The following is a 19,137-nucleotide window of genomic DNA, read 5'->3' on the forward strand; positions in this document are numbered from 1 at the left end:
CTCCAGGTCATGAAGAGGGGGACACCGCAGATCCTGCCGGTGTCCCCCCTCTCCGTACGGGCTGCTAGTCGCGGGCCGCGGTCAGGTGCTCCGCGTGCTCCTGGAGCGAGCGGACGCCCACGTCGCCCCGGTTGAGCGCGTCGATGCCCTGGACGGCCGCGGCGAGCGCCTGGACCGTGGTGAGGCAGGGGACGCTGCGCGCCACCGCGGCGGTACGGATCTCGTAGCCGTCGAGGCGGCCACCGGTGCCGTACGGGGTGTTGACGATCAGGTCGACCTGGCCGTCGTGGATGAGCTGGACGATCGTCTTCTCGCCGTTGGGGCCCTCGCCCTCGCTCAGCTTGCGGACGACCGTGGCGTTGATGCCGTTGCGCTTGAGGACCTCGGCGGTGCCGGAGGTGGCGAGCAGCTCGAAGCCGTGGGCGACGAGCTCGCGGGCCGGGAAGATCATCGAGCGCTTGTCGCGGTTGGCGACCGAGATGAACGCGCGGCCCTTGGTGGGCAGCGGGCCGTAGGCGCCGGCCTGCGACTTGGCGTAGGCCGTGCCGAAGACCGCGTCGATGCCCATGACCTCGCCGGTGGAGCGCATCTCCGGGCCGAGGACGGTGTCGACGCCGCGGCCGTGCACGTCGCGGAAGCGCGACCACGGCATCACGGCCTCCTTGACGGAGATCGGCGCGTCGAGCGGCAGGGTGCCGCCGTCGCCGGTCCTCGGCAGCAGGCCCTCGGTGCGCAGCTCGGCGATGGTGGCGCCGAGCGAGATGCGCGCGGCGGCCTTCGCGAGCGGGACGGCGGTCGCCTTCGAGGTGAAGGGGACGGTCCGGGAGGCGCGCGGGTTGGCCTCCAGGACGTAGAGGATGTCGCCGGCCATCGCGAACTGGATGTTGATCAGACCGCGCACGCCGACGCCCTTGGCGATGGCCTCGGTGGAGGCGCGCAGCCGCTTGATGTCGTAGCCGCCGAGGGTGATCGGGGGCAGGGCGCAGGCCGAGTCGCCGGAGTGGATGCCGGCCTCCTCGATGTGCTCCATGACGCCGCCGAGGTAGAGCTCGGTGCCGTCGTAGAGGGCGTCGACGTCGATCTCGATGGCGTCGTCGAGGAAGCGGTCGACCAGGACCGGCCGGGTGGGGCTGATCTCGGTGGACTCGGCGATGTAGGAGGACAGCCGGTCCTCGTCGTACACGATCTCCATGCCGCGCCCGCCGAGCACGTACGAGGGGCGTACGAGGACGGGGTAGCCGATCTCGTCGGCGATGGCCTTGGCGCCGGCGAAGGTGGTGGCGGTGCCGTGCTTGGGGGCGGGCAGGCCGGCCTCGGCGAGGACCTGGCCGAAGGCGCCGCGGTCCTCGGCGGCGTGGATGGCCTCCGGGGAGGTGCCGACGACCGGCACGCCGTTGTCCTTGAGCGCCTGCGACAGGCCCAGCGGGGTCTGGCCGCCGAGCTGGACGACGACACCGGCGACGGGGCCGGCCAGCGTCTCCGCGTGGACGATCTCAAGCACGTCCTCGAGCGTCAGCGGCTCGAAGTACAGGCGGTCGGAGGTGTCGTAGTCCGTGGACACGGTCTCCGGGTTGCAGTTGACCATCACGGTCTCGTAGCCGGCGTCGCTCAGGGCGAAGGAGGCGTGGACGCAGGAGTAGTCGAACTCGATGCCCTGGCCGATGCGGTTCGGGCCGGAGCCCAGGATGATCACCGCGGGCTTGGTGCGGGGCGCGACCTCGGTCTCCTCGTCGTACGAGGAGTAGAAGTACGGGGTCTTGGCGGCGAACTCGGCGGCGCAGGTGTCGACCGTCTTGTAGACCGGGCGGACGCCCAGGGCGTGCCGGACCTCGCGGACGACGTCCTCGCGCAGACCGCGGATCTCGGCGATCTGGGCGTCGGAGAAGCCGTGGCGCTTGGCCTCGGCGAGGATCTCCGGGTGGAGCTTCTCGGCGGCGGCCAGCTCGTCGGCGATCTCCTTGATCAGGAAGAGCTGGTCGACGAACCAGGGGTCGATCTTCGTGGCGTCGAAGACCTCCTCCGGGGTGGCGCCGGCGCGGATGGCCTGCATGACGGTGTTGATGCGGCCGTCGGTCGGGCGGACCGACTCGCGCAGCAGCTCGGTCTTGTCACCGGGCTCGCCGACGAAGGTGAACTGCGAGCCCTTCTTCTCCAGGGAGCGCAGGGCCTTCTGCAGCGCCTCGGTGAAGTTGCGGCCGATCGCCATGGCCTCGCCGACCGACTTCATGGTCGTGGTCAGCGTGGAGTCGGCGGAGGGGAACTTCTCGAAGGCGAAGCGCGGGGCCTTGACGACGACGTAGTCGAGCGTGGGCTCGAAGGACGCCGGGGTCTTCTCCGTGATGTCGTTCGGGATCTCGTCCAGCGTGTAGCCGACGGCGAGACGGGCCGCGATCTTGGCGATCGGGAAGCCGGTCGCCTTGGAGGCGAGCGCCGAGGAGCGGGAGACGCGCGGGTTCATCTCGATGACGATGATCCGGCCGTCGACCGGGTCGATCGCGAACTGGATGTTGCAGCCGCCGGTGTCGACACCGACCTCGCGGATGATCGCGATGCCGATGTCGCGGAGCCGCTGGTACTCGCGGTCGGTGAGCGTCATCGCCGGGGCGACGGTGATCGAGTCACCGGTGTGGACGCCCATCGGGTCGAAGTTCTCGATGGAGCAGACGACCACGACGTTGTCGTTCTTGTCGCGCATCAGCTCCAGCTCGTACTCCTTCCAGCCGAGGATGGACTCCTCCAGGAGGACCTCGGTGGTCGGCGAGAGGGTCAGGCCCTGGCCGGCGATGCGGCGCAGCTCCTCCTCGTCGTGGGCGAAGCCGGAGCCGGCGCCGCCCATGGTGAAGGAGGGGCGGACGACGACGGGGTAGCCGCCGAGCGTCTCGACGCCCTTGATGACGTCGTCCATGGTGTGGCAGATGACCGAGCGGGCGGACTCGCCGTAACCGATCTTGGCCTTGACGGCCTCGACGACGCCCTTGAAGAGGTCGCGGTCCTCGCCCTTGTTGATGGCCTCGACGTTGGCGCCGATGAGCTCGACGCCGTACTTCTCCAGGACGCCCTGCTCGTGCATGGAGATCGCGGTGTTCAGCGCGGTCTGGCCGCCGAGGGTGGGCAGGAGGGCGTCGGGGCGCTCCTTGGCGATGATCTTCTCGACGAACTCGGGGGTGATCGGCTCGACGTACGTGGCGTCGGCGATCTCCGGGTCGGTCATGATCGTGGCCGGGTTGGAGTTGACCAGGATCACCCGCAGGCCCTCGGCCTTGAGGATGCGGCAGGCCTGGGTGCCGGAGTAGTCGAACTCGGCGGCCTGGCCGATGACGATCGGGCCGGAGCCGATGACCAGGACGGACTGGATATCGGTGCGCTTAGGCACGCTCGGCCTCCATGAGGGCTACGAAACGGTCGAAGAGGTACGCGGCGTCGTGCGGGCCCGCGGCCGCCTCGGGGTGGTACTGGACGGAGAAGGCCGGCTGGTCGAGCAGCTGGAGGCCTTCGACGACCTGGTCGTTCAGACAGACGTGGGAAACCTGGGCGCGCCCGTAGGGCGTGTCGGAGACCTTGTCGAGGGGCGCGTCGACGGCGAAGCCGTGGTTGTGCGCGGTGACCTCGACCTTGCCGGTGGTGCGGTCCTGGACCGGCTGGTTGATGCCTCGGTGGCCGTACTTCAGCTTGTAGGTGCCGAAGCCGAGCGCGCGGCCGAGGATCTGGTTGCCGAAGCAGATGCCGAAGAGCGGCGTCTTCCGCTCCAGGACGGCCCTCATGACGGAGACGGGGCCGTCGGCCGTGGCCGGGTCGCCGGGGCCGTTGGAGAAGAACACTCCGTCGGGCCGGACGGCGTAGATGTCCTCGGCGGTGGCGGTGGCGGGCAGCACGTGGACCTCGATGCCGCGCTCGGCCATCCGGTGCGGGGTCATGCCCTTGATGCCGAGGTCGACGGCGGCGACGGTGAACTTCTTCGTGCCGATCGCGGGGACGACGTAGGTCTCCTTGGTGGCGACCTCGGCGGAGAGGTTCGCGCCCTTCATCTCGGGGGCCTGGCGGACCTCGGCGAGCATGGTGCCCTCGTCGGGGAGCGCGTTGCCCGAGAAGATGCCGACGCGCATGGCGCCGCTCTCGCGCAGGTGGCGGGTGAGGGCGCGGGTGTCGATGCCGGAGATGCCGACGACGCCCTGGTTGCGCAGCTCCTCGTCCAGCGAGCGCCGGGCGCGCCAGTTGGAGGAGACGCGGGCGGGGTCGCGGACGACGTAGCCGGCGACCCAGATGCGGCCGGACTCGGGGTCCTCGTCGTTGACGCCGGTGTTGCCGACGTGCGGGGCCGTCATGACGACGACCTGGCGGTGGTACGACGGGTCGGTGAGGGTCTCCTGGTAGCCGGTCATGCCGGTGGAGAACACGGCCTCGCCGAAGGTCTCCCCCACGGCCCCGTAGGCGCGGCCGCGGAAGATGCGGCCGTCCTCCAGGACGAGTACGGCGGGAACCTTGCTGGTTCCCCGGGTGGAGGTCGTCATCGTGCGATGCCTTCCGTCGTGTTGGTCATGGAGTTGATGGCCTCGACCCAGGCGGTGTGCTCGGCCGCCCGGTCGGACCGGAAACCGGAGTCGAGCAGTGTGCCGCCGTGCGCCCAGGTGACGATCAGCAGGCCGCCCTCGGCGAGGACCTTGCCCGCGATGCCCTTGTCGAGGCGGGCCTCGCGCAGGGCCTCGGCCGGGACGAAGAAGTCGTTCGCCCCGGGGCGTACGACCACCAGCCCGGCGTCGGTGAGGGTGAGCTCGGCGCGGCTGCGGGCGCCGAGGCCGTGGGCGACGATCCGGTCGAGCCACTGCCCGGCGGTCGTGGACCCGTGGTAGCGCCCGCTGAGAGTCAGTCTGGCCGTACCGGCCGCCTCGGGCGCGGTGGGAAGCTCGGGCAGGTCCGACTGGATGCTGCCGCGCCACTTCCAGCCCTGGCGCATCAGCCAGTAGACGAAGGCGACGAAGAGCAGCAGTCCGGCGACCCAGCCGATCCTTCCGGCCCAGTCGGTCACCTCCGCCGACTTCTGATCGGCTGCCTCTGCGGCGATTGCGATGAGTGGTGTCACGCCAGCTTCCCGTCCACGACCGTTGCCCGGCCCCGCAGGAAGGTGTGGGTGACGCGTCCCGGCAGCTCACGGCCCTCGTAGGGAGTGTTGCGGCTGCGGGAGGCGAAGTCCGCGGGGTCCACGACACCACGGTAAGCCGGATCGACCAGCGTCAGGTTCGCGGGCTCACCAGCCGAGACGGGTCGTCCGTGGCCGGTGGCCCGTCCGATGCGGGCGGGGGCGAAGGACATCCGGTCGGCGACGCCGGCCCAGTCGAGGAGGCCGGTCTCCACCATCGTCTGCTGGACGACGGAGAGCGCGGTCTCCAGCCCGACCATGCCCATGGCGGCCGCGGCCCACTCGCAGTCCTTGTCCTCGTGCGGGTGCGGGGCGTGGTCGGTGGCGACGATGTCGATCGTGCCGTCGGCCAGCGCCTCGCGGAGTGCGAGGACGTCCTTCTCGGTGCGCAGCGGCGGGTTGACCTTGTAGACCGGGTTGTACGAGCGGACCAGCTCGTCCGTGAGGAGGAGGTGGTGCGGGGTGACCTCTGCGGTGACGTCGATGCCGCGGGACTTGGCCCAGCGGACGATCTCGACGGAGCCGGCGGTGGAGAGGTGGCAGATGTGGACGCGGGAGCCGACGTGCTCGGCGAGGAGGACGTCGCGGGCGATGATCGACTCCTCGGCGACGGCGGGCCAGCCGCCGAGGCCCAGCTCGGCGGAGACGATGCCCTCGTTCATCTGGGCGCCCTCGGTGAGGCGGGGCTCCTGGGCGTGCTGGGCGACGACGCCGTCGAAGGCCTTCACGTACTCCAGGGCGCGGCGCATGATGACCGCGTCGTCGACGCACTTGCCGTCGTCGGAGAAGACGGTGACGCCGGCGGCGGAGTCGTGCATGGCGCCCAGCTCGGCGAGCTTCTTGCCCTCCAGGCCGACGGTGACGGCGCCGATCGGCTGCACGTCGCAGTAGCCGGACTCCTTGCCGAGCCGGTAGACCTGCTCGACGACGCCGGCGGTGTCGGCGACCGGGTGGGTGTTGGCCATGGCGAAGACGGCGGTGTAGCCACCGGAGGCGGCGGCGCGGGTGCCGGTGAGGACGGTCTCGGAGTCCTCGCGGCCGGGCTCGCGCAGATGGGTGTGGAGGTCGACGAGGCCGGGCAGCAGGATCTGGCCTTCGGCCTCGATCACGGTGGCGCCCTCGGCGGACAGACCGGTGCCGCTCCAGTCGATTTCGCCCTGCCGGCCGGTGGCGACGATGGTCTCGCCCTCGACGAGGACGTCCAGCACCTCGCCGCCGAGGACCTTCGCACCGCGGATGAGAGTCTTGCCCATGGTTACTTGTTCTCCTCGGTACGGGTGTGGCTGACGGCGGACTCGTTGCCGCCCAGAAGCAGGTAGAGGACGGCCATCCGGACGGAGACGCCGTTGGTGACCTGCTCGACGACCGTGCAGCGGTCGGAGTCGGCGACCTCGGCGGTGATCTCCATGCCGCGGACCATCGGGCCGGGGTGCATGACGATGGCGTGCTCGGGCATCTTCGCCATCCGCTCGCCGTCGAGCCCGTACCGGCGCGAGTACTCGCGCTCGGTCGGGAAGAAGGCGGCGTTCATCCGCTCTCGCTGCACACGCAGCATCATCACCGCGTCGGACTTCGGCAGCACGCGGTCGAGCTCGTAGGAGATCTCGCAGGGCCAGGTCTCGACGCCGACGGGGACGAGGGTGGGCGGGGCCACCAGGGTGACCTCGGCGCCGAGGGTGTGCAGCAGGTCCACGTTGGAGCGGGCGACCCGGCTGTGCAGGACGTCGCCGACGAGCGTGATCCGCTTGCCGGCGAGGTCGCGGCCGAGGCCGGTGTCGCGGCCGACCAGGCGGCGGCGCATGGTGAAGGCGTCCAGCAGGGCCTGGGTGGGGTGCTGGTGGGTGCCGTCGCCGGCGTTGATGACGGGGGCGTCGATCCAGCCGGAGGTGGCGAGGCGGTAGGGGGCGCCGGAGGATCCGTGCCGGATGACGACCGCGTCGACGCCCATGGCCTCCAGGGTCTGCGCGGTGTCCTTGAGGGACTCGCCCTTGGAGACGCTGGAGCCCTTGGCCGCGAAGTTGATCACATCGGCGGAGAGGCGCTTCTCGGCGGCCTCGAAGGAGATCCGGGTACGGGTGGAGTCCTCGAAGAACAGGTTGCAGATGGTCCGGCCGCGCAGGGTCGGCAGCTTCTTGATGGGCCGGTCGGCCACCCGGGCCATCTCCTCGGCGGTGTCGAGGATCAGGACGGCGTCGTCGCGGGTGAGGTCGGCGGCCGAGATGAGGTGACGCATCATCGGGGTGTCTCTCCGTGGTGGGGAGGGTGTGAGGGCATGCGGGGGCGCAGGGGTGTGCCCCGGCCCCGCGGGGGAAGGCCGGTCCGGCTAGGCGGCGGGCCTGGAACCGAGCAGGACGGTGTCGCGGCCGTCCTCCTCGGCGAGCTGGACCTTGACCGTCTCCCGCAACGACGTGGGGAGGTTCTTGCCGACGTAGTCGGCGCGGATCGGAAGCTCGCGGTGGCCGCGGTCGACGAGGACGGCGAGCTGGACGGCGCGCGGGCGGCCGATGTCGCCGAGGGCGTCGAGGGCGGCGCGGATGGTGCGGCCGGAGAAGAGCACGTCGTCGACGAGGACGACGAGACGGCCGTCGACGCCGTCGGCGGGGATATCGGTGCGGCCGATGGCGCGGGCCGGCTTCAGTCGCAGGTCGTCCCGGTACATGGTGATGTCGAGGGATCCGACCGGGACCTTGGTGCCGGTGATCGATTCGAGCTTCTCGGCGAGCCGGCGGGCGAGGAAGACGCCGCGGGTGGGAATGCCGAGGAGAACCACGTCGTCGGCGCCCTTGGCGCGCTCGACGATCTCGTGTGCGATGCGGGTCAGGACCCGCGCGATGTCCGGGGCCTCGAGAACGGGCCGTGCCTCATCGCTGTACTGCTGCTGAGTGTCCATGAAAAAACGGACCTCCTTCTCCGCCTCACGGGACGGCTCTTAAAGGACGTCGGATTTGCGACATCAACGATACCAGGGGGCGGACGCGGACCTCCTCGCCCCCCTCGCGCCACTCCGGGCGCCGTCCCCCGGGAGGAGGCGGTACGGACCATTCGGCTTGACGGGAAAGAGTAACGCTGCGTAACCTCACAGTGAGTTACCAGCCGCGCGGCGCAGCCGCATGTCGTCACAGCGTCCGGGAGCGTTATGTCCAGCGAATACGCAAAGCAGCTCGGGGCCAAACTCCGCGCCATCCGCACCCAGCAGGGTCTCTCGCTCCACGGGGTGGAGGAGAAGTCCCAGGGCCGCTGGAAGGCCGTCGTGGTCGGTTCGTACGAGCGTGGCGACCGCGCGGTGACCGTGCAGCGCCTTGCCGAGCTGGCCGATTTCTACGGGGTGCCGGTGCAGGAACTGCTGCCGGGCACGACCCCGGGCGGGGCCGCCGAGCCGCCGCCGAAGCTGGTCCTCGATCTGGAGCGCCTGGCACACGTGCCGCAGGAGAAGGCGGGCCCGCTCCAGCGCTACGCCGCGACGATCCAGTCGCAGCGCGGTGACTACAACGGCAAGGTGCTGTCGATCCGTCAGGACGACCTGCGCACCCTCGCCGTGATCTACGACCAGTCCCCCTCGGTCCTCACCGAGCAGCTCATCAGCTGGGGCGTCCTCGACGCGGACGCGCGCCGCGCGGTCGCCCACGAGGAGAACTGACCCCTTAAGGGGACACAGCAGAAACGTACCGCCGGGCCCGTGGACGTCATCCGACGTCCACGGGCCCGGCGCTTTTCGTCCCACCTGCCACACGGCACCCCCAAGGACGCCGAAGGGGCCCGCAGCACGAGTGCTGCGGGCCCCTTCGACTGCCGGTGGCGTCTAAGGACTCAGACGTCGGCGTCGCGGCGCAGACGCGGCTTGAGGTCCTTGAAGCGCGCGAGGAGACCGTTGACGAATGTCGGCGACTCGTCCGTGGAGAACTCCTTGGCGAGCTGCACCGCCTCGTCGATCGCGACCGCGTCCGGCGTGCCGTCCTCCCAGATCAGCTCGTACGCGCCGAGGCGCACGATGTTCCGGTCGGCGACGGGCATCCGGTCGAGGTCCCAGTCCACCGCGTAGGTCGCGATGAGCTCGTCGATCCGCGCCACATGGTCCGCGTACCCCTCGACCAGCTGCATGGTGAAGTCGCTCACCGGCGGCTGCCGGTCGTCCGACCGCGCGTGCCGGACCTGGTCGGCGAGGACCTCCTGCACGGAGGCACCCCGCTGATCGGCCTCGAAGAGGATCTGGAAGGCGCGCTTGCGGGCCTTGCTCCGAGCGGCCACGGTTAGCTGTTCACCCGGCCGAGGTAGTCGCTGGTGCGGGTGTCGACCTTGACCTTCTCACCGGTGGTGATGAAGAGCGGGACCTGGATCTCGTGGCCCGTCTCCAGCTCGGCGGGCTTGGTGCCGCCGGTGGAGCGGTCGCCCTGGACGCCCGGGTCGGTGTGCTTGATCGTCAGCACGACGGCGGCGGGGAGCTCGACGTAGAGCACCGAGCCCTCGTGCTGCGCGACCGAGGCGGTGAAGCCCTCGATCAGGAAGTTGGCGGCGTCGCCGACCGACTTGCGGTCGACGTGCAGCTGGTCGTAGGTCTCCTCGTCCATGAAGACGAAGTAGTCGCCGTCCATGTAGGAGAACTGCATGTCGCGGCGGTCGATGGTGGCCGTGTCGACCTTCACGCCGGCGTTGAAGGTCTTGTCGACGACCTTGCCGGACAGCACGTTCTTGAGCTTGGTGCGCACGAAGGCCGGGCCCTTGCCGGGCTTGACGTGCTGGAACTCGACGACGGACCAGAGCTGGCCGCCTTCGAGCTTGAGCACCATGCCGTTCTTGAGGTCGTTCGTGGAAGCCACGGTTGCGGAATCTCCTGGACTGACGTGGGACCGTGGAGGCGTACGCGCCTTACAGCGCGAGCAGCTCCTTGGTCGTGATGGTGAGTAGCTCGGGTCCGCCGTCCGCCTCCTGGCGCACGACGAGCGTGTCATCGATCCGGACCCCGCCCCGGCCCGGGAGGTGGACCCCCGGTTCGACGGTGACCGGCACACAAGCGTCCAGTTTACCCATGGCCGAGGGTGACAGCTGCGGGTCCTCGTCGATTTCGAGCCCCACCCCGTGCCCGGTGAGGGGAACGGCGGCCTCCGAGTACCCCGCCGCGTCCAGGATCTGGCGGGCCGCCCGGTCCACGTCGCGGTACTCGGTGCCCGGTGCCAGGGCCTCCCGGCCGGCCCGCTGAGCGGCGAAGACGAGCTCGTACAGCTCGATCTGCCAGTCGGCCGGAGTGGTGCCGATGACGAAGGTGCGGCCGATCTCGCACCGGTAGCCGCGGTAGTCGGCGCCGAGGCCGACCGTCAGGAAATCACCCTCCTCGACCCGGCGGTCGGTGGGCCGGTGCCCCCGGCGCCCGGAATGCGGGCCGGTCGCCACCGAGGTGGGGAAGGCAGCGCCGTCGGCGCCGTGGTCGACGAGCCGCCGTTCCAGCTCCAGCGCGAGATGGCGCTCGGTCCGTCCCACGAGGATCGACTCCAGGAGTTCGCCGAGCGCCTGGTCGGCGATCTCTGCGGCGATCCGCAGACAGGCGATCTCGTCCTCGTCCTTGACGATCCTGAGCTGTTCGACGGCGCAGGCGAGGTCGGCCAGCCGGAGTCCGGGCGCGACGGAGCCCATGGCCCGGTGCCGGGCCACGGTCAGGTGGTGCTCCTCGACGGCGAGGGCGTCGGCGCCCGCCCGGCGGGCGAGGTCGACGGCGGCGACCGCGGGATCTCCCCCGCCTACGGGCAGGACCTGCCGGCGGAGCAGTTCGTCGAGCCGCCCGTCGGCCGGGTCGGTGCCGGGCGCGACCGGGCAGAGCAGCACGTCGGCGTCCGGCTCGGGGCCGACGAGGAGGGCGGCGCCCGGAGGCGAACCACCCGCGAGATAGCGGACGTTGGCGGGGCGGGAGACCAGGGCCGCCGGGCTGCCGGCGGCCGCGCAACGATCGCGCAGCCGTACACGGCGGTCCGCATACACCTCTGACATGCTCCGAGCGTACGAGGAGCGCGCCCCGGTGGCCTGTTGTACGCATCCGACCGGGCGGGGCCCGGTGGGGTCACCAGGTCGGCGGGCTGGCTATCGCGCGCGCGAGGACTTCGTCGAGGACCCGGGCGGTGGTCTCGACGTCGTAGGTGGAGTTGTCGATGATCGGCAGCCCGGAGCCGTACCAGCCCGCCATCCGGCCGTGGATGGCGGCGACCTCCTCGTCGGAGAGGCGCCGGTTGCCGCTGCGCTCGGCGTTGCGCTCCAGGACGACCTCCAGGCCGGGCAGGAGCACCACGGGGAGCAGGCCGGGGCCGACATGGCGCTTCCAGCCGCCGAGTCCGACGACCGGGCGGTCGGGGAAGACCGCGTCGTCGACGATGCAGGAGATGCCGTTGGCGAGGAAGTTGCGGGCGGCGAAGCCGCAGGTGCGGCGGGCGAGCCGGTACTGCGCCTCGGAGTGCTCGTTCCACCCGGACTGCGGGTCGGCGAAGCCGGAGCAGACCCACTCGCGGACGTCGTCGAGGCTGATGTGCGCGGTGGGCACCCGGCGGCGCCGCGCCCAGTGCCGGGCGACGGTCGTCTTCCCCGCGCCCGCGGGGCCGATGAGCAGCACGGCGAGGGTGGCGGTGCCGGTGCCCGCGCCATGCTCCGCCGGGGGCGCGAGCGGCGCGCTCACGGGCGGCAGCGGCACCTGTCCGGTGAGGTCGGCACGGGGCGAGGGCCCGCCGGAGACGCCCGGGTACTGCGGTCGGGCCCCGGGCGCACTCCAGCCGGGCGCGCCGGAACCGACGGGGGGCGGAGCGGCGTGCGGAGGCGGAGCGGCGGGGGGCGGGGCGGCGTGCGGAGGCGGGGCGGCGTGCGGGGGGCGCGCGGCTCCGCTCGGCAGGGTGGGGTGCACGCCGAGCCGGGGTCCGGCGGGGGGAGGCGGGTAGGGGGCGCCCGGCGGGGGCGGCGGAGCGGTGGGACGCGCGCCGGGGGGACCGGCGGCTCCGGGCATGGGTACGGGAGCGGGTCCCGCCGGAAAGGAACCGGGTCCGGCGACCGGGCCGGGGCCCGCGACGGGTCCTACGGGTCCTATGGGTCCTACGGATCCGGACACAGGCCCGGGACCGACCGGTCCGGAGACCGGTCCAACCGGCCCGACCGAGCCGGGTCCGGGGCCCGCTCCGAGGCCCGCACCAGGCCCCGCGCCGGGTCCGGGGACGGGTTCCTGGCCGCCCGGTCGCTCGGGCGGTGGCAGCGGACCCCCCACTGCGTGCTGCATCCGGTCCCACTCCGTCTCGTACGCCTGTCGTATCCGGTGTATCCGGTGCGCCGGAACGTTACCGCCCCGGCCCCCCACAGGGGGAACGGCCGGGGACGCCCCCCGGTGCCCCGGGACGCCGGGACACCGTGAACCGCTTGTCAGCCGGTCAGTTCCTCGGCGAGCGCCCGCAGCGCCAGCCGGTAGGAGCCGATCCCGAACCCCGCGACGGTACCGGTCGCCACGGCCGCGACGACCGAGGTGTGCCGGAACTCCTCCCGGGCGTACGGGTTCGAGATGTGCACCTCGATGAGCGGGGCGGTCCGCTGGGCGGCCGCGTCCCGCATCCCGTACGAGTAGTGCGTGAACGCCCCGGGGTTGATGACCACCGGGATCGAGCCGTCCGCGGCCTCGTGCAGCCAGCGGATCATCTCGCCCTCGTCGTTCGTCTCCCGCACCTCGACGTCGAAGCCCAGCTCCGCGCCGAGCGCACGGCAGGACTCGACGAGCCCCTTGTACGACGTGGCGCCGTAGATGTCGGGCTCGCGGGAGCCGAGCCGGCCCAGGTTGGGACCGTTGAGCACCAGCACCGGACGGGGCTCGCTCACGCGGACACCTCGCCGTACGCCGCGATCAGGACCGCCGGGTCGGGGCCCTCCAGGACGGTCGGCTTGCCGATCCCGTCGAGGACGATGAAGCGGAGCAGGTCGCCGCGGGACTTCTTGTCGACCCGCATGGTCTCCAGAAGCTTGGGCCACTGGTCACCGCGGTAGGTGAGCGGCAGACCGACGGACTCCAGGATCGCGCGGTGCCGGTCGGCGGTGGCGTCGTCGAGCCGGCCGGCGAGACGGCCGAGCTCGGCGGCGAAGACCATGCCGACGGAGACGGCGGCGCCGTGGCGCCACTTGTACCGCTCGTTCTTCTCGATGGCGTGGGCGAGGGTGTGGCCGTAGTTGAGGATCTCGCGGCGCCCGGCCTCCTTGAGGTCGCCGGAGACGACCTCGGCCTTGACCTTGATCGAGCGGACGAGCAGCTCGGCGGTGTGCGGACCGGCCGGGGTGCGGGCGGCCTGCGGGTCCTCCTCGATGAGGTCGAGGATCACCGGGTCGACGATGAAACCGGCCTTGATGATCTCCGCGAGACCGCTGACGTAGTCGTGCACCGGCAGCGAGTCCAGCGCGGCGAGGTCGCAGAGGACCCCGGCCGGCGGGTGGAAGGCACCGACGAGGTTCTTGCCCTCGGCGGTGTTGATGCCGGTCTTGCCGCCGACGGCCGCGTCGACCATGGCGAGGACCGTGGTCGGTACGGCGATCCAGCGCACGCCCCGCAGCCAGGTCGCGGCGACGAAGCCGGCCAGGTCGGTGGTGGCGCCGCCGCCGACGCCCACGATCACGTCGCTGCGGGTGAAACCGGTCTGGCCCAACGCCTTCCAGCAGTAGGCGGCGACCTCGACGGTCTTCGCCTCCTCGGCGTTCGGCACCTGGATGGCGACCGCCTCGTAGCCCTGGTCCGCGAGGTCGGCGCGGAGCGCCTCGCCGGTGTCGGCGAGCGCCTCGGGGTGGATCACGGCGACCCGCTTGGCCTGGCCGCCGATCAGGGCGGGGAGCTCGCCGAGCAGCTGCCGGCCGACCAGCACCTCGTACGGATCGGTGCCCGCGCTGCCCGCCACGTGGATTCGGGTCACGTCCTGGTCCGTCGTCATGCGTCCTTCTTCAGATCCAGTGCGTCGAGGACCGCGTCCGCGACCTCTTCGGGGGTGCGGTCGTCGGTGGTGACGACGGCCCGCGCGACTTCGGTGTACAGGTGGCGGCGTGCCTCCATCAGCTCGCGCCACTGGCGGCGCGGGTTGACGGCGAGCAGCGGCCGCGCGGTGTTCAGGCCCACCCGGCGGACCGCCTCGTCGACGTCCATCGAGAGGTACGCGACGGGCAGTCCGGCGAGCAGGGCACGGGTGCCGGCGTCGAGGATCGCGCCGCCGCCGAGGGCGAGGACGCCCTCGTGCCCGGCAAGGGCGGCGGCGACCGCCGCCCGCTCCAGGGCGCGGAAGTGCTCCTCGCCGTCCTCGACGAAGATGTCGGAGATCTCGCGTCCCTCGGCGGCGACGATGTCGGCGTCGGTGTCCCGGTAGGGCACGCCGAGCCGTTCGGCCAGGAGCGCGCCCACCGTGGACTTGCCGGAGCCCATGGGGCCGACGAGGACGACCAGTGGCCCGGCGTTCACCGGATGCGCAGGTTCTCGAGGTACGAGCGCACGTTGCGGCGGGTCTCGGGGACGCTGTCGCCGCCGAACTTCTCGACTACCGCGTCCGCGAGGACGAGCGCGACCATGGCCTCGGCGACGATGCCGGCGGCCGGGACGGCGCAGACGTCGGAGCGCTGGTGGTGGGCGGCCGTGGCCTCGCCGGTGGCGACGTCGATGGTGGCGAGGGCGCGCGGGACGGTCGCGATCGGCTTCATCGCGGCGCGGACGCGCAGCAGCTCACCGGTGGTCAGGCCGCCCTCGGTGCCGCCGGAGCGGCCGGAGGTGCGCTTGATGCCGTCCTCGGTGCGCACGATCTCGTCGTGGGCCTTCGAACCGGGCACGCGGGCCAGGTCGAAGCCGTCGCCGACCTCGACGCCCTTGATGGCCTGGATGCCCATGAGGGCCGCCGCGAGCCGGGCGTCGAGCCGCCGGTCCCAGTGGACGTGCGAGCCGAGGCCGACGGGCACGCCGTACGCGAGGACCTCGACGACGCCGCCGAGGGTGTCGCCGTCCTTGTGGGCCTGGTCGATCTCGGCGACCATCGCCTTCGACGCGTCGGCGTCGAGGCAGCGGACCGGGTCGGCGTCGAGCCTGTCGACGTCGGCGGGGGTCGGGTAGACGCCGTACGGCGCCTTGGCGGCGGCCAGTTCGACGACGTGCGAGACGATCTCGATGCCGGCGGCCTCCTTGATGAAGGAGCGGGCGACGGCGCCGAGGGCGACCCGGGCGGCGGTCTCACGGGCGCTGGCGCGCTCCAGGATCGGCCGGGCCTCGTCGAAGCCGTACTTCTGCATGCCGGCGAGGTCGGCGTGGCCGGGGCGGGGCCGGGTCAGGGGGGCGTTGCGGCCCGTCTCCTTGAGCTCCGCGGGGTCGACCGGGTCGGCCGACATGACCTTCTCCCACTTGGGCCACTCGGTGTTGCCGACCATGACGGCGATCGGGGAGCCGAGGGAGAGTCCGTGCCGGACGCCACCGAGGAAGGTGATCTCGTCCTGCTCGAACTTCATCCGGGCGCCACGCCCATAGCCGAGTCGTCGCCGCGCGAGGTGGTCCGCCACCAGCTCAGTGGTGACCGGGACGCCGGCGGGAAGACCCTCCAGCGTCGCGACCAGCGCGGGTCCGTGGGATTCCCCAGCGGTCAGCCAACGCAACCTGCTCAACGATGCTCCTCATGCTCGCGCCTGGGCACTGCGACGACGCGGCCGGGTGCGCGGCCCTGGCCCGCCACCCCGATCCTCCCACGTCCGGACCGCTCCCCAGGCCGCCGGTCCAGCTGTCGGACGTCCGTCTCGTTCCGGTGAGCCGTGAAGCCCCTCACGCGAATGGCGCTCGTACGCCGTCCACGTGCGGTCCGGGTGCCGTCCGGTGGGCTACCGGGCGGCGAGCGCCCGCTCCCCGGCCGCGCGCATCGCGGCCAGGGGTGCCTTCGGGACGCCCGTCATCTGCTCGACCTGGAGGACGGCCTGATGGACGAGGAGGTCGAGGCCGCCGACCACCTTGCCGCCGCGGTCGGACCAGGCGGCGGCGAGCGCGGTCGGCCAGGGGTCGTACAGGACGTCGAACAGGGTGCCGACGGCCTCGGGGACGCCGGCCGCCAGCTCGTCGGTGCTGCCGGCGGGGGTGGTCGCGATCACCAGCGGCGCGGCGAAGGCCTCCGCCGCGTCGTCCCAGCCGGCGGTACGGACGTCCACGCCGAGCCGCTCGCCCCAGCCGCGCATCTCCTGCGCGCGCGCCTCGCTCCGTACGTACGCGGTGACGGGGCCCGCGCAGATCCGGGAGAGCGCGGCGAGCGCGGAGGAGGCGGTGGCGCCGGCGCCGAGGATCGCCGCCGACTCCACCTTCTCGACGCCCCGCTCGCGCAGGGCGGCGATCATGCCGGGGATGTCGGTGTTGTCGCCGACCCGGCGGCCGTCCTCGGTGAGGACGACCGTGTTCACGGCCTCGACGGAGGCGGCCGTGTCGCTGATCCCGTCGAGCAGCGGGATGATCGCCCGCTTGAGCGGCATGGTCAGCGAGAGCCCCGCCCAGCTGTCGTCCAGCTCACCGACGAAGCCGGGCAGCCCGGCCTCGTCGACCTCGAAGCGCTCGTACGACCAGTCGTCGAGGCCCAGCTCGGCGTACGCGGCCCGGTGCAGGACCGGGGAGAGCGAGTGGGCGATCGGCGATCCCAGAACCGCCGCACGTCGTGCTGCCACTGTCAGTTCTTCCTCGACTCGTTGAACTTCTCGACGAGCTTCTGGTGCTCGGCGTTGGTCTTCGTGAACTGGGAGGTCTTGCCGTCGATCGAGATGAAGTAGTACCAGCCGTCGCTCGTCGGGCTGACCACGCCCTGCATCGCCTCGACGCCAGGGTTGCCGATCGGACCGGGCGGCAGGCCCTTGACGAAGTACGTGTTGTACGGGTTGTCGTACTTCCGCAGCTCTTCGAGGGTGAGGTCGAGCTTGCTCTGGTTCTTGATGTAGTTGTACGTCGAGTCGAATTCGAGCCCGCCGTAGGTCTGCGGGTTCGACGGCTTGAGACGGTTGTAGACGACCTCGGCCATCTTGCGGAAGTCGTCGTGCGACACTCCCTCCGCCTGGACGAGGCTGGCGATCGTGACGAGCTCCCAGGGGCCGTCGACACCGAGTGCCTGCGCCTTGGCCTCCAGGTCGAGCTTGTCGTACTCCTGGCTCGCTCGGCTCACCATCTTGCGCAACGCGTCTTCGGGCTTGGTGCCCTTGGCCACGGGGTAGCTGGCGGGGAAGAGGAAGCCCTCCAGCGGGTCCTTCACGTTCTTGTGGTTCTTCGCCCAGTCCGGGAGGCCGAGCTCGTTCGCCTTCGCCTTCGCGATGTCCTTCGTCGTACCGACCTCAAGACCGAGCTTCTTGTCGATCTGCTCGTACACCCAGACGTTCCGTCGGCCCTCGGGGATGACGAAGTTGCTCTGGCTGGCCGGGTTGAGCATCAGCGTGACCGCGCTCTCGGCCGACATCCCCTTCTTCAGCGTGTAGACGCCGGCCTGGATCGAGATGCCCTTGGGATTCTTCTGCTGGGCCGAGGTGAACGCGTCGACGCTCTTGACGACCCCCGCCTTCTTCAGGATGTTGCCGATCTCGTTGCCGAGCGCGCCCTTGGGGATCTCGACCTGCACATCGCCGGAGCCGGTGCCCGCGTAGTCCTCGACCGCGCCGAACTGGCCCTGCCAGAACTGGTAGCCGAAGTATCCGATGCCACCCACGCCGCCCGCCATGACGAGCGCGACGACCAGGCAGGCCGCACCGTTCTTGCCCTTGCGTTTCTTCGATTTGCTCCGGCGTTCGCGGTCGCCGCCGCGGGAGCCACGACCGCGGCCCGGCTCCTCGTCGTAGCCTTCGTCCTCGTCGTCCGGTGCGTCCTCGCCGGTGAAGAAGGGGTGCTTCTCCTCCTCCGGCTCCGGACGCGCCTCTTCCTCGGGCTCCCAGTCGATCACCGGCTCCGGCGGGTTCTGCCGGCGGCCGGGAGGCTGGGGCGGCGGGTACGCCTCGGGGGTGCCGTAGAGGTCGGGATTCTGGCCGCCGTACGGATCGGCCGGGGGCGTGCCGTAGGCCATCGAGGCCTGGCCCGTCTCCCAGTGGCCGTCGTACTGCTGTCCGAGATGTCCGGGCGTGTCGTAACCGCCCTGGTACGCCGTCTGCCCGTACTGCTGCTGCTCGTACGACTGCTGCTGGTACTGCTGCTGGTACTGGGGGTCGACGTACCCCTGCGGCTGCTGCTGGTACTGCTGAGCCTGCTGCTGGCCGTGCTGCTGGTACGGGTCGCCCTCGTACCCCTGGCCGCTCTGAGCTGCGTGACCGCCCTGCCCGTACGGGTCCTGGTAGACCTGACCGCCCTGGCCGTACTGGCTCGCCTGCTGCGGGTGCGGGTACTGCTGCTGCTGGCCCTCCCACCCCTGGTCCCCGTACAACGGGTCCCCGGGGTGCCACGGTTCGGAGCCGGGGCTCCGGCCATACTCAGTCATCGATCCCCAAAACAGCCGCGAGGCTTCCGGACGATCCGCCTCTACGTAGTGCGGCAGCTGTTCGAACACCGCCGCAACGCGCGGAACGTTACCGTATCGCGATCAGATGACCACTTCGACGCCCTCACCGGGCGGATTACCTGATACCCGTTCGGACTCAAGAGCGTTCTGAAGGATGATCACAGCGGCGGCCTGGTCGATGACGGACCGCCCCTTCTTCGCCTTCACGCCGGAGGCCCGCAGCCCCTGGGTCGCGGTGACCGTGGTCATCCGCTCGTCGACCAGACGGACGGGGACCGGAGCGATCCCGCGCGCCATCTCCCCGGCGAAGGCCCGGACCTTGGTCGCGGCCGGGCCCTCCCGCCCGCTGAGCGAGCGGGGCAGGCCCACGACGACCTCGATGGGCTCGTACTCCTCGACGATCTGGCGGAGCCGCCGGTGGGCGGCCGGGACGTCGCGTCCCGGCACGGTCTCCACCGGCGTCGCGAGGACCCCGTCGGGGTCGCAGGAGGCGACCCCGATCCGGGCGTCCCCGACGTCCACCGCGATACGTCGTCCGCGGCGCAT

Annotated in this window: 18 protein-coding genes; 1 reads left to right on the plus strand and 17 read right to left on the minus strand. The window is 71.4% G+C overall.

Annotated elements, in window-relative coordinates; genetic code table 11:
* Window positions 1-64: 64 nt before the first annotated feature.
* The 6 genes from carB to pyrR form a co-directional block, all read right to left on the minus strand.
* Window positions 65-3,373, minus strand: coding sequence for a carbamoyl-phosphate synthase large subunit (gene carB, locus V4Y03_RS04895; protein WP_317875001.1), 3,309 nt, complete (start codon window positions 3,371-3,373; stop codon window positions 65-67).
* On the minus strand, window positions 3,366-4,508 hold the full coding sequence (gene carA / locus V4Y03_RS04900) for a glutamine-hydrolyzing carbamoyl-phosphate synthase small subunit (RefSeq protein ID WP_332434136.1): 1,143 nt from the start codon (window positions 4,506-4,508) through the stop codon (window positions 3,366-3,368). Before carA ends, carB begins: the two co-directional genes overlap by 8 nt.
* Window positions 4,505-5,077, minus strand: coding sequence for a PH-like domain-containing protein (locus V4Y03_RS04905; protein ID WP_332434137.1), 573 nt, complete (start codon window positions 5,075-5,077; stop codon window positions 4,505-4,507). The genes carA and V4Y03_RS04905 overlap by 4 nt, the downstream gene beginning before the upstream one ends.
* Window positions 5,074-6,387, minus strand: coding sequence for a dihydroorotase (locus tag V4Y03_RS04910; protein WP_317874998.1), 1,314 nt, complete (start codon window positions 6,385-6,387; stop codon window positions 5,074-5,076). Before V4Y03_RS04910 ends, V4Y03_RS04905 begins: the two co-directional genes overlap by 4 nt.
* A gap of 2 nt (window positions 6,388-6,389) precedes the next feature.
* Window positions 6,390-7,370, minus strand: coding sequence for an aspartate carbamoyltransferase catalytic subunit (locus V4Y03_RS04915; protein WP_332434139.1), 981 nt, complete (start codon window positions 7,368-7,370; stop codon window positions 6,390-6,392).
* Window positions 7,371-7,457: 87 nt separating this feature from the next.
* Window positions 7,458-8,024, minus strand: coding sequence for a bifunctional pyr operon transcriptional regulator/uracil phosphoribosyltransferase PyrR (gene pyrR / locus V4Y03_RS04920; RefSeq protein ID WP_317874996.1), 567 nt, complete (start codon window positions 8,022-8,024; stop codon window positions 7,458-7,460).
* Between the two features lie 246 nt (window positions 8,025-8,270).
* Here pyrR and bldD point away from each other — a divergent pair, with 246 nt between their 5' ends.
* Window positions 8,271-8,771, plus strand: a complete 501-nt coding sequence (bldD, locus tag V4Y03_RS04925) for a transcriptional regulator BldD (RefSeq protein WP_015032294.1) — start codon at window positions 8,271-8,273, stop codon at window positions 8,769-8,771.
* Window positions 8,772-8,941: 170 nt separating this feature from the next.
* On the opposite strand, the gene nusB is transcribed toward bldD, so the two are convergent.
* The 11 genes from nusB to ruvX all read right to left on the minus strand — a co-directional run bounded on the left by nusB (window position 8,942) and on the right by ruvX (window position 19,137).
* On the minus strand, window positions 8,942-9,379 hold the full coding sequence (nusB, locus tag V4Y03_RS04930; protein ID WP_317874995.1) for a transcription antitermination factor NusB: 438 nt from the start codon (window positions 9,377-9,379) through the stop codon (window positions 8,942-8,944).
* A 2-nt stretch (window positions 9,380-9,381) separates the two neighbouring features.
* A complete protein-coding gene (efp, locus tag V4Y03_RS04935) occupies window positions 9,382-9,948 on the minus strand; it encodes an elongation factor P (RefSeq protein WP_317874994.1) in 567 nt (188 codons plus the stop codon).
* Between the two features lie 49 nt (window positions 9,949-9,997).
* Window positions 9,998-11,110: an aminopeptidase P family protein gene (locus tag V4Y03_RS04940; protein WP_332434140.1), complete on the minus strand. Its 1,113-nt coding sequence runs from the start codon at window positions 11,108-11,110 to the stop codon at window positions 9,998-10,000.
* Window positions 11,111-11,180: 70 nt separating this feature from the next.
* Window positions 11,181-12,107 carry an AAA family ATPase gene (locus V4Y03_RS04945; RefSeq protein WP_332434141.1) on the minus strand — a complete coding sequence of 309 codons (927 nt, stop codon included), beginning with the start codon at window positions 12,105-12,107 and terminating at the stop codon, window positions 11,181-11,183.
* 407 nt (window positions 12,108-12,514) lie between these two features.
* Window positions 12,515-12,961: a type II 3-dehydroquinate dehydratase gene (gene aroQ / locus V4Y03_RS04950; RefSeq protein ID WP_317874430.1), complete on the minus strand. Its 447-nt coding sequence runs from the start codon at window positions 12,959-12,961 to the stop codon at window positions 12,515-12,517.
* Window positions 12,958-14,055: a 3-dehydroquinate synthase gene (gene aroB, locus V4Y03_RS04955; protein ID WP_332434142.1), complete on the minus strand. Its 1,098-nt coding sequence runs from the start codon at window positions 14,053-14,055 to the stop codon at window positions 12,958-12,960. The genes aroQ and aroB overlap by 4 nt, the downstream gene beginning before the upstream one ends.
* On the minus strand, window positions 14,052-14,573 hold the full coding sequence (locus tag V4Y03_RS04960; protein WP_332434143.1) for a shikimate kinase: 522 nt from the start codon (window positions 14,571-14,573) through the stop codon (window positions 14,052-14,054). Before V4Y03_RS04960 ends, aroB begins: the two co-directional genes overlap by 4 nt.
* Window positions 14,570-15,754 (minus strand): chorismate synthase, encoded by a 1,185-nt coding sequence (gene aroC / locus V4Y03_RS04965; RefSeq protein ID WP_317874433.1) that lies wholly within the window; start codon window positions 15,752-15,754, stop codon window positions 14,570-14,572. The genes V4Y03_RS04960 and aroC overlap by 4 nt, the downstream gene beginning before the upstream one ends.
* Window positions 15,755-15,964: 210 nt before the next feature.
* Window positions 15,965-16,789 carry a shikimate dehydrogenase gene (locus V4Y03_RS04970; RefSeq protein WP_332434144.1) on the minus strand — a complete coding sequence of 275 codons (825 nt, stop codon included), beginning with the start codon at window positions 16,787-16,789 and terminating at the stop codon, window positions 15,965-15,967.
* A 2-nt stretch (window positions 16,790-16,791) separates the two neighbouring features.
* Window positions 16,792-18,570, minus strand: coding sequence for an endolytic transglycosylase MltG (gene mltG, locus V4Y03_RS04975; RefSeq protein WP_332434145.1), 1,779 nt, complete (start codon window positions 18,568-18,570; stop codon window positions 16,792-16,794).
* 102 nt (window positions 18,571-18,672) lie between these two features.
* Window positions 18,673-19,137, minus strand: coding sequence for a Holliday junction resolvase RuvX (gene ruvX, locus V4Y03_RS04980; protein WP_056566744.1), 465 nt, complete (start codon window positions 19,135-19,137; stop codon window positions 18,673-18,675).

It is taken from the genome of Streptomyces sp. P9-A4 (assembly GCF_036634195.1).
Classification (GTDB): Bacteria; Actinomycetota; Actinomycetes; order Streptomycetales; family Streptomycetaceae; genus Streptomyces.

Excerpts from the sequence above, each read along its gene's own strand:
- carA (WP_332434136.1), bottom strand. The coding sequence starts at position 4,508 with ATGACGACCTCCACCCGGGGAACCAGCAAGGTTCCCGCCGTACTCGTC.
- V4Y03_RS04910 (WP_317874998.1), bottom strand. The coding sequence starts at position 6,387 with ATGGGCAAGACTCTCATCCGCGGTGCGAAGGTCCTCGGCGGCGAGGTG.
- V4Y03_RS04915 (WP_332434139.1), bottom strand. The coding sequence starts at position 7,370 with ATGATGCGTCACCTCATCTCGGCCGCCGACCTCACCCGCGACGACGCC.
- pyrR (WP_317874996.1), bottom strand. The coding sequence starts at position 8,024 with ATGGACACTCAGCAGCAGTACAGCGATGAGGCACGGCCCGTTCTCGAG.
- bldD (WP_015032294.1), top strand. The coding sequence starts at position 8,271 with ATGTCCAGCGAATACGCAAAGCAGCTCGGGGCCAAACTCCGCGCCATC.
- V4Y03_RS04940 (WP_332434140.1), bottom strand. The coding sequence starts at position 11,110 with ATGTCAGAGGTGTATGCGGACCGCCGTGTACGGCTGCGCGATCGTTGC.
- V4Y03_RS04945 (WP_332434141.1), bottom strand. The coding sequence starts at position 12,107 with ATGCCCGGAGCCGCCGGTCCCCCCGGCGCGCGTCCCACCGCTCCGCCG.
- aroB (WP_332434142.1), bottom strand. The coding sequence starts at position 14,055 with ATGACGACGGACCAGGACGTGACCCGAATCCACGTGGCGGGCAGCGCG.
- mltG (WP_332434145.1), bottom strand. The coding sequence starts at position 18,570 with ATGACTGAGTATGGCCGGAGCCCCGGCTCCGAACCGTGGCACCCCGGG.
- ruvX (WP_056566744.1), bottom strand. The coding sequence starts at position 19,137 with ATGCGCCGCGGACGACGTATCGCGGTGGACGTCGGGGACGCCCGGATC.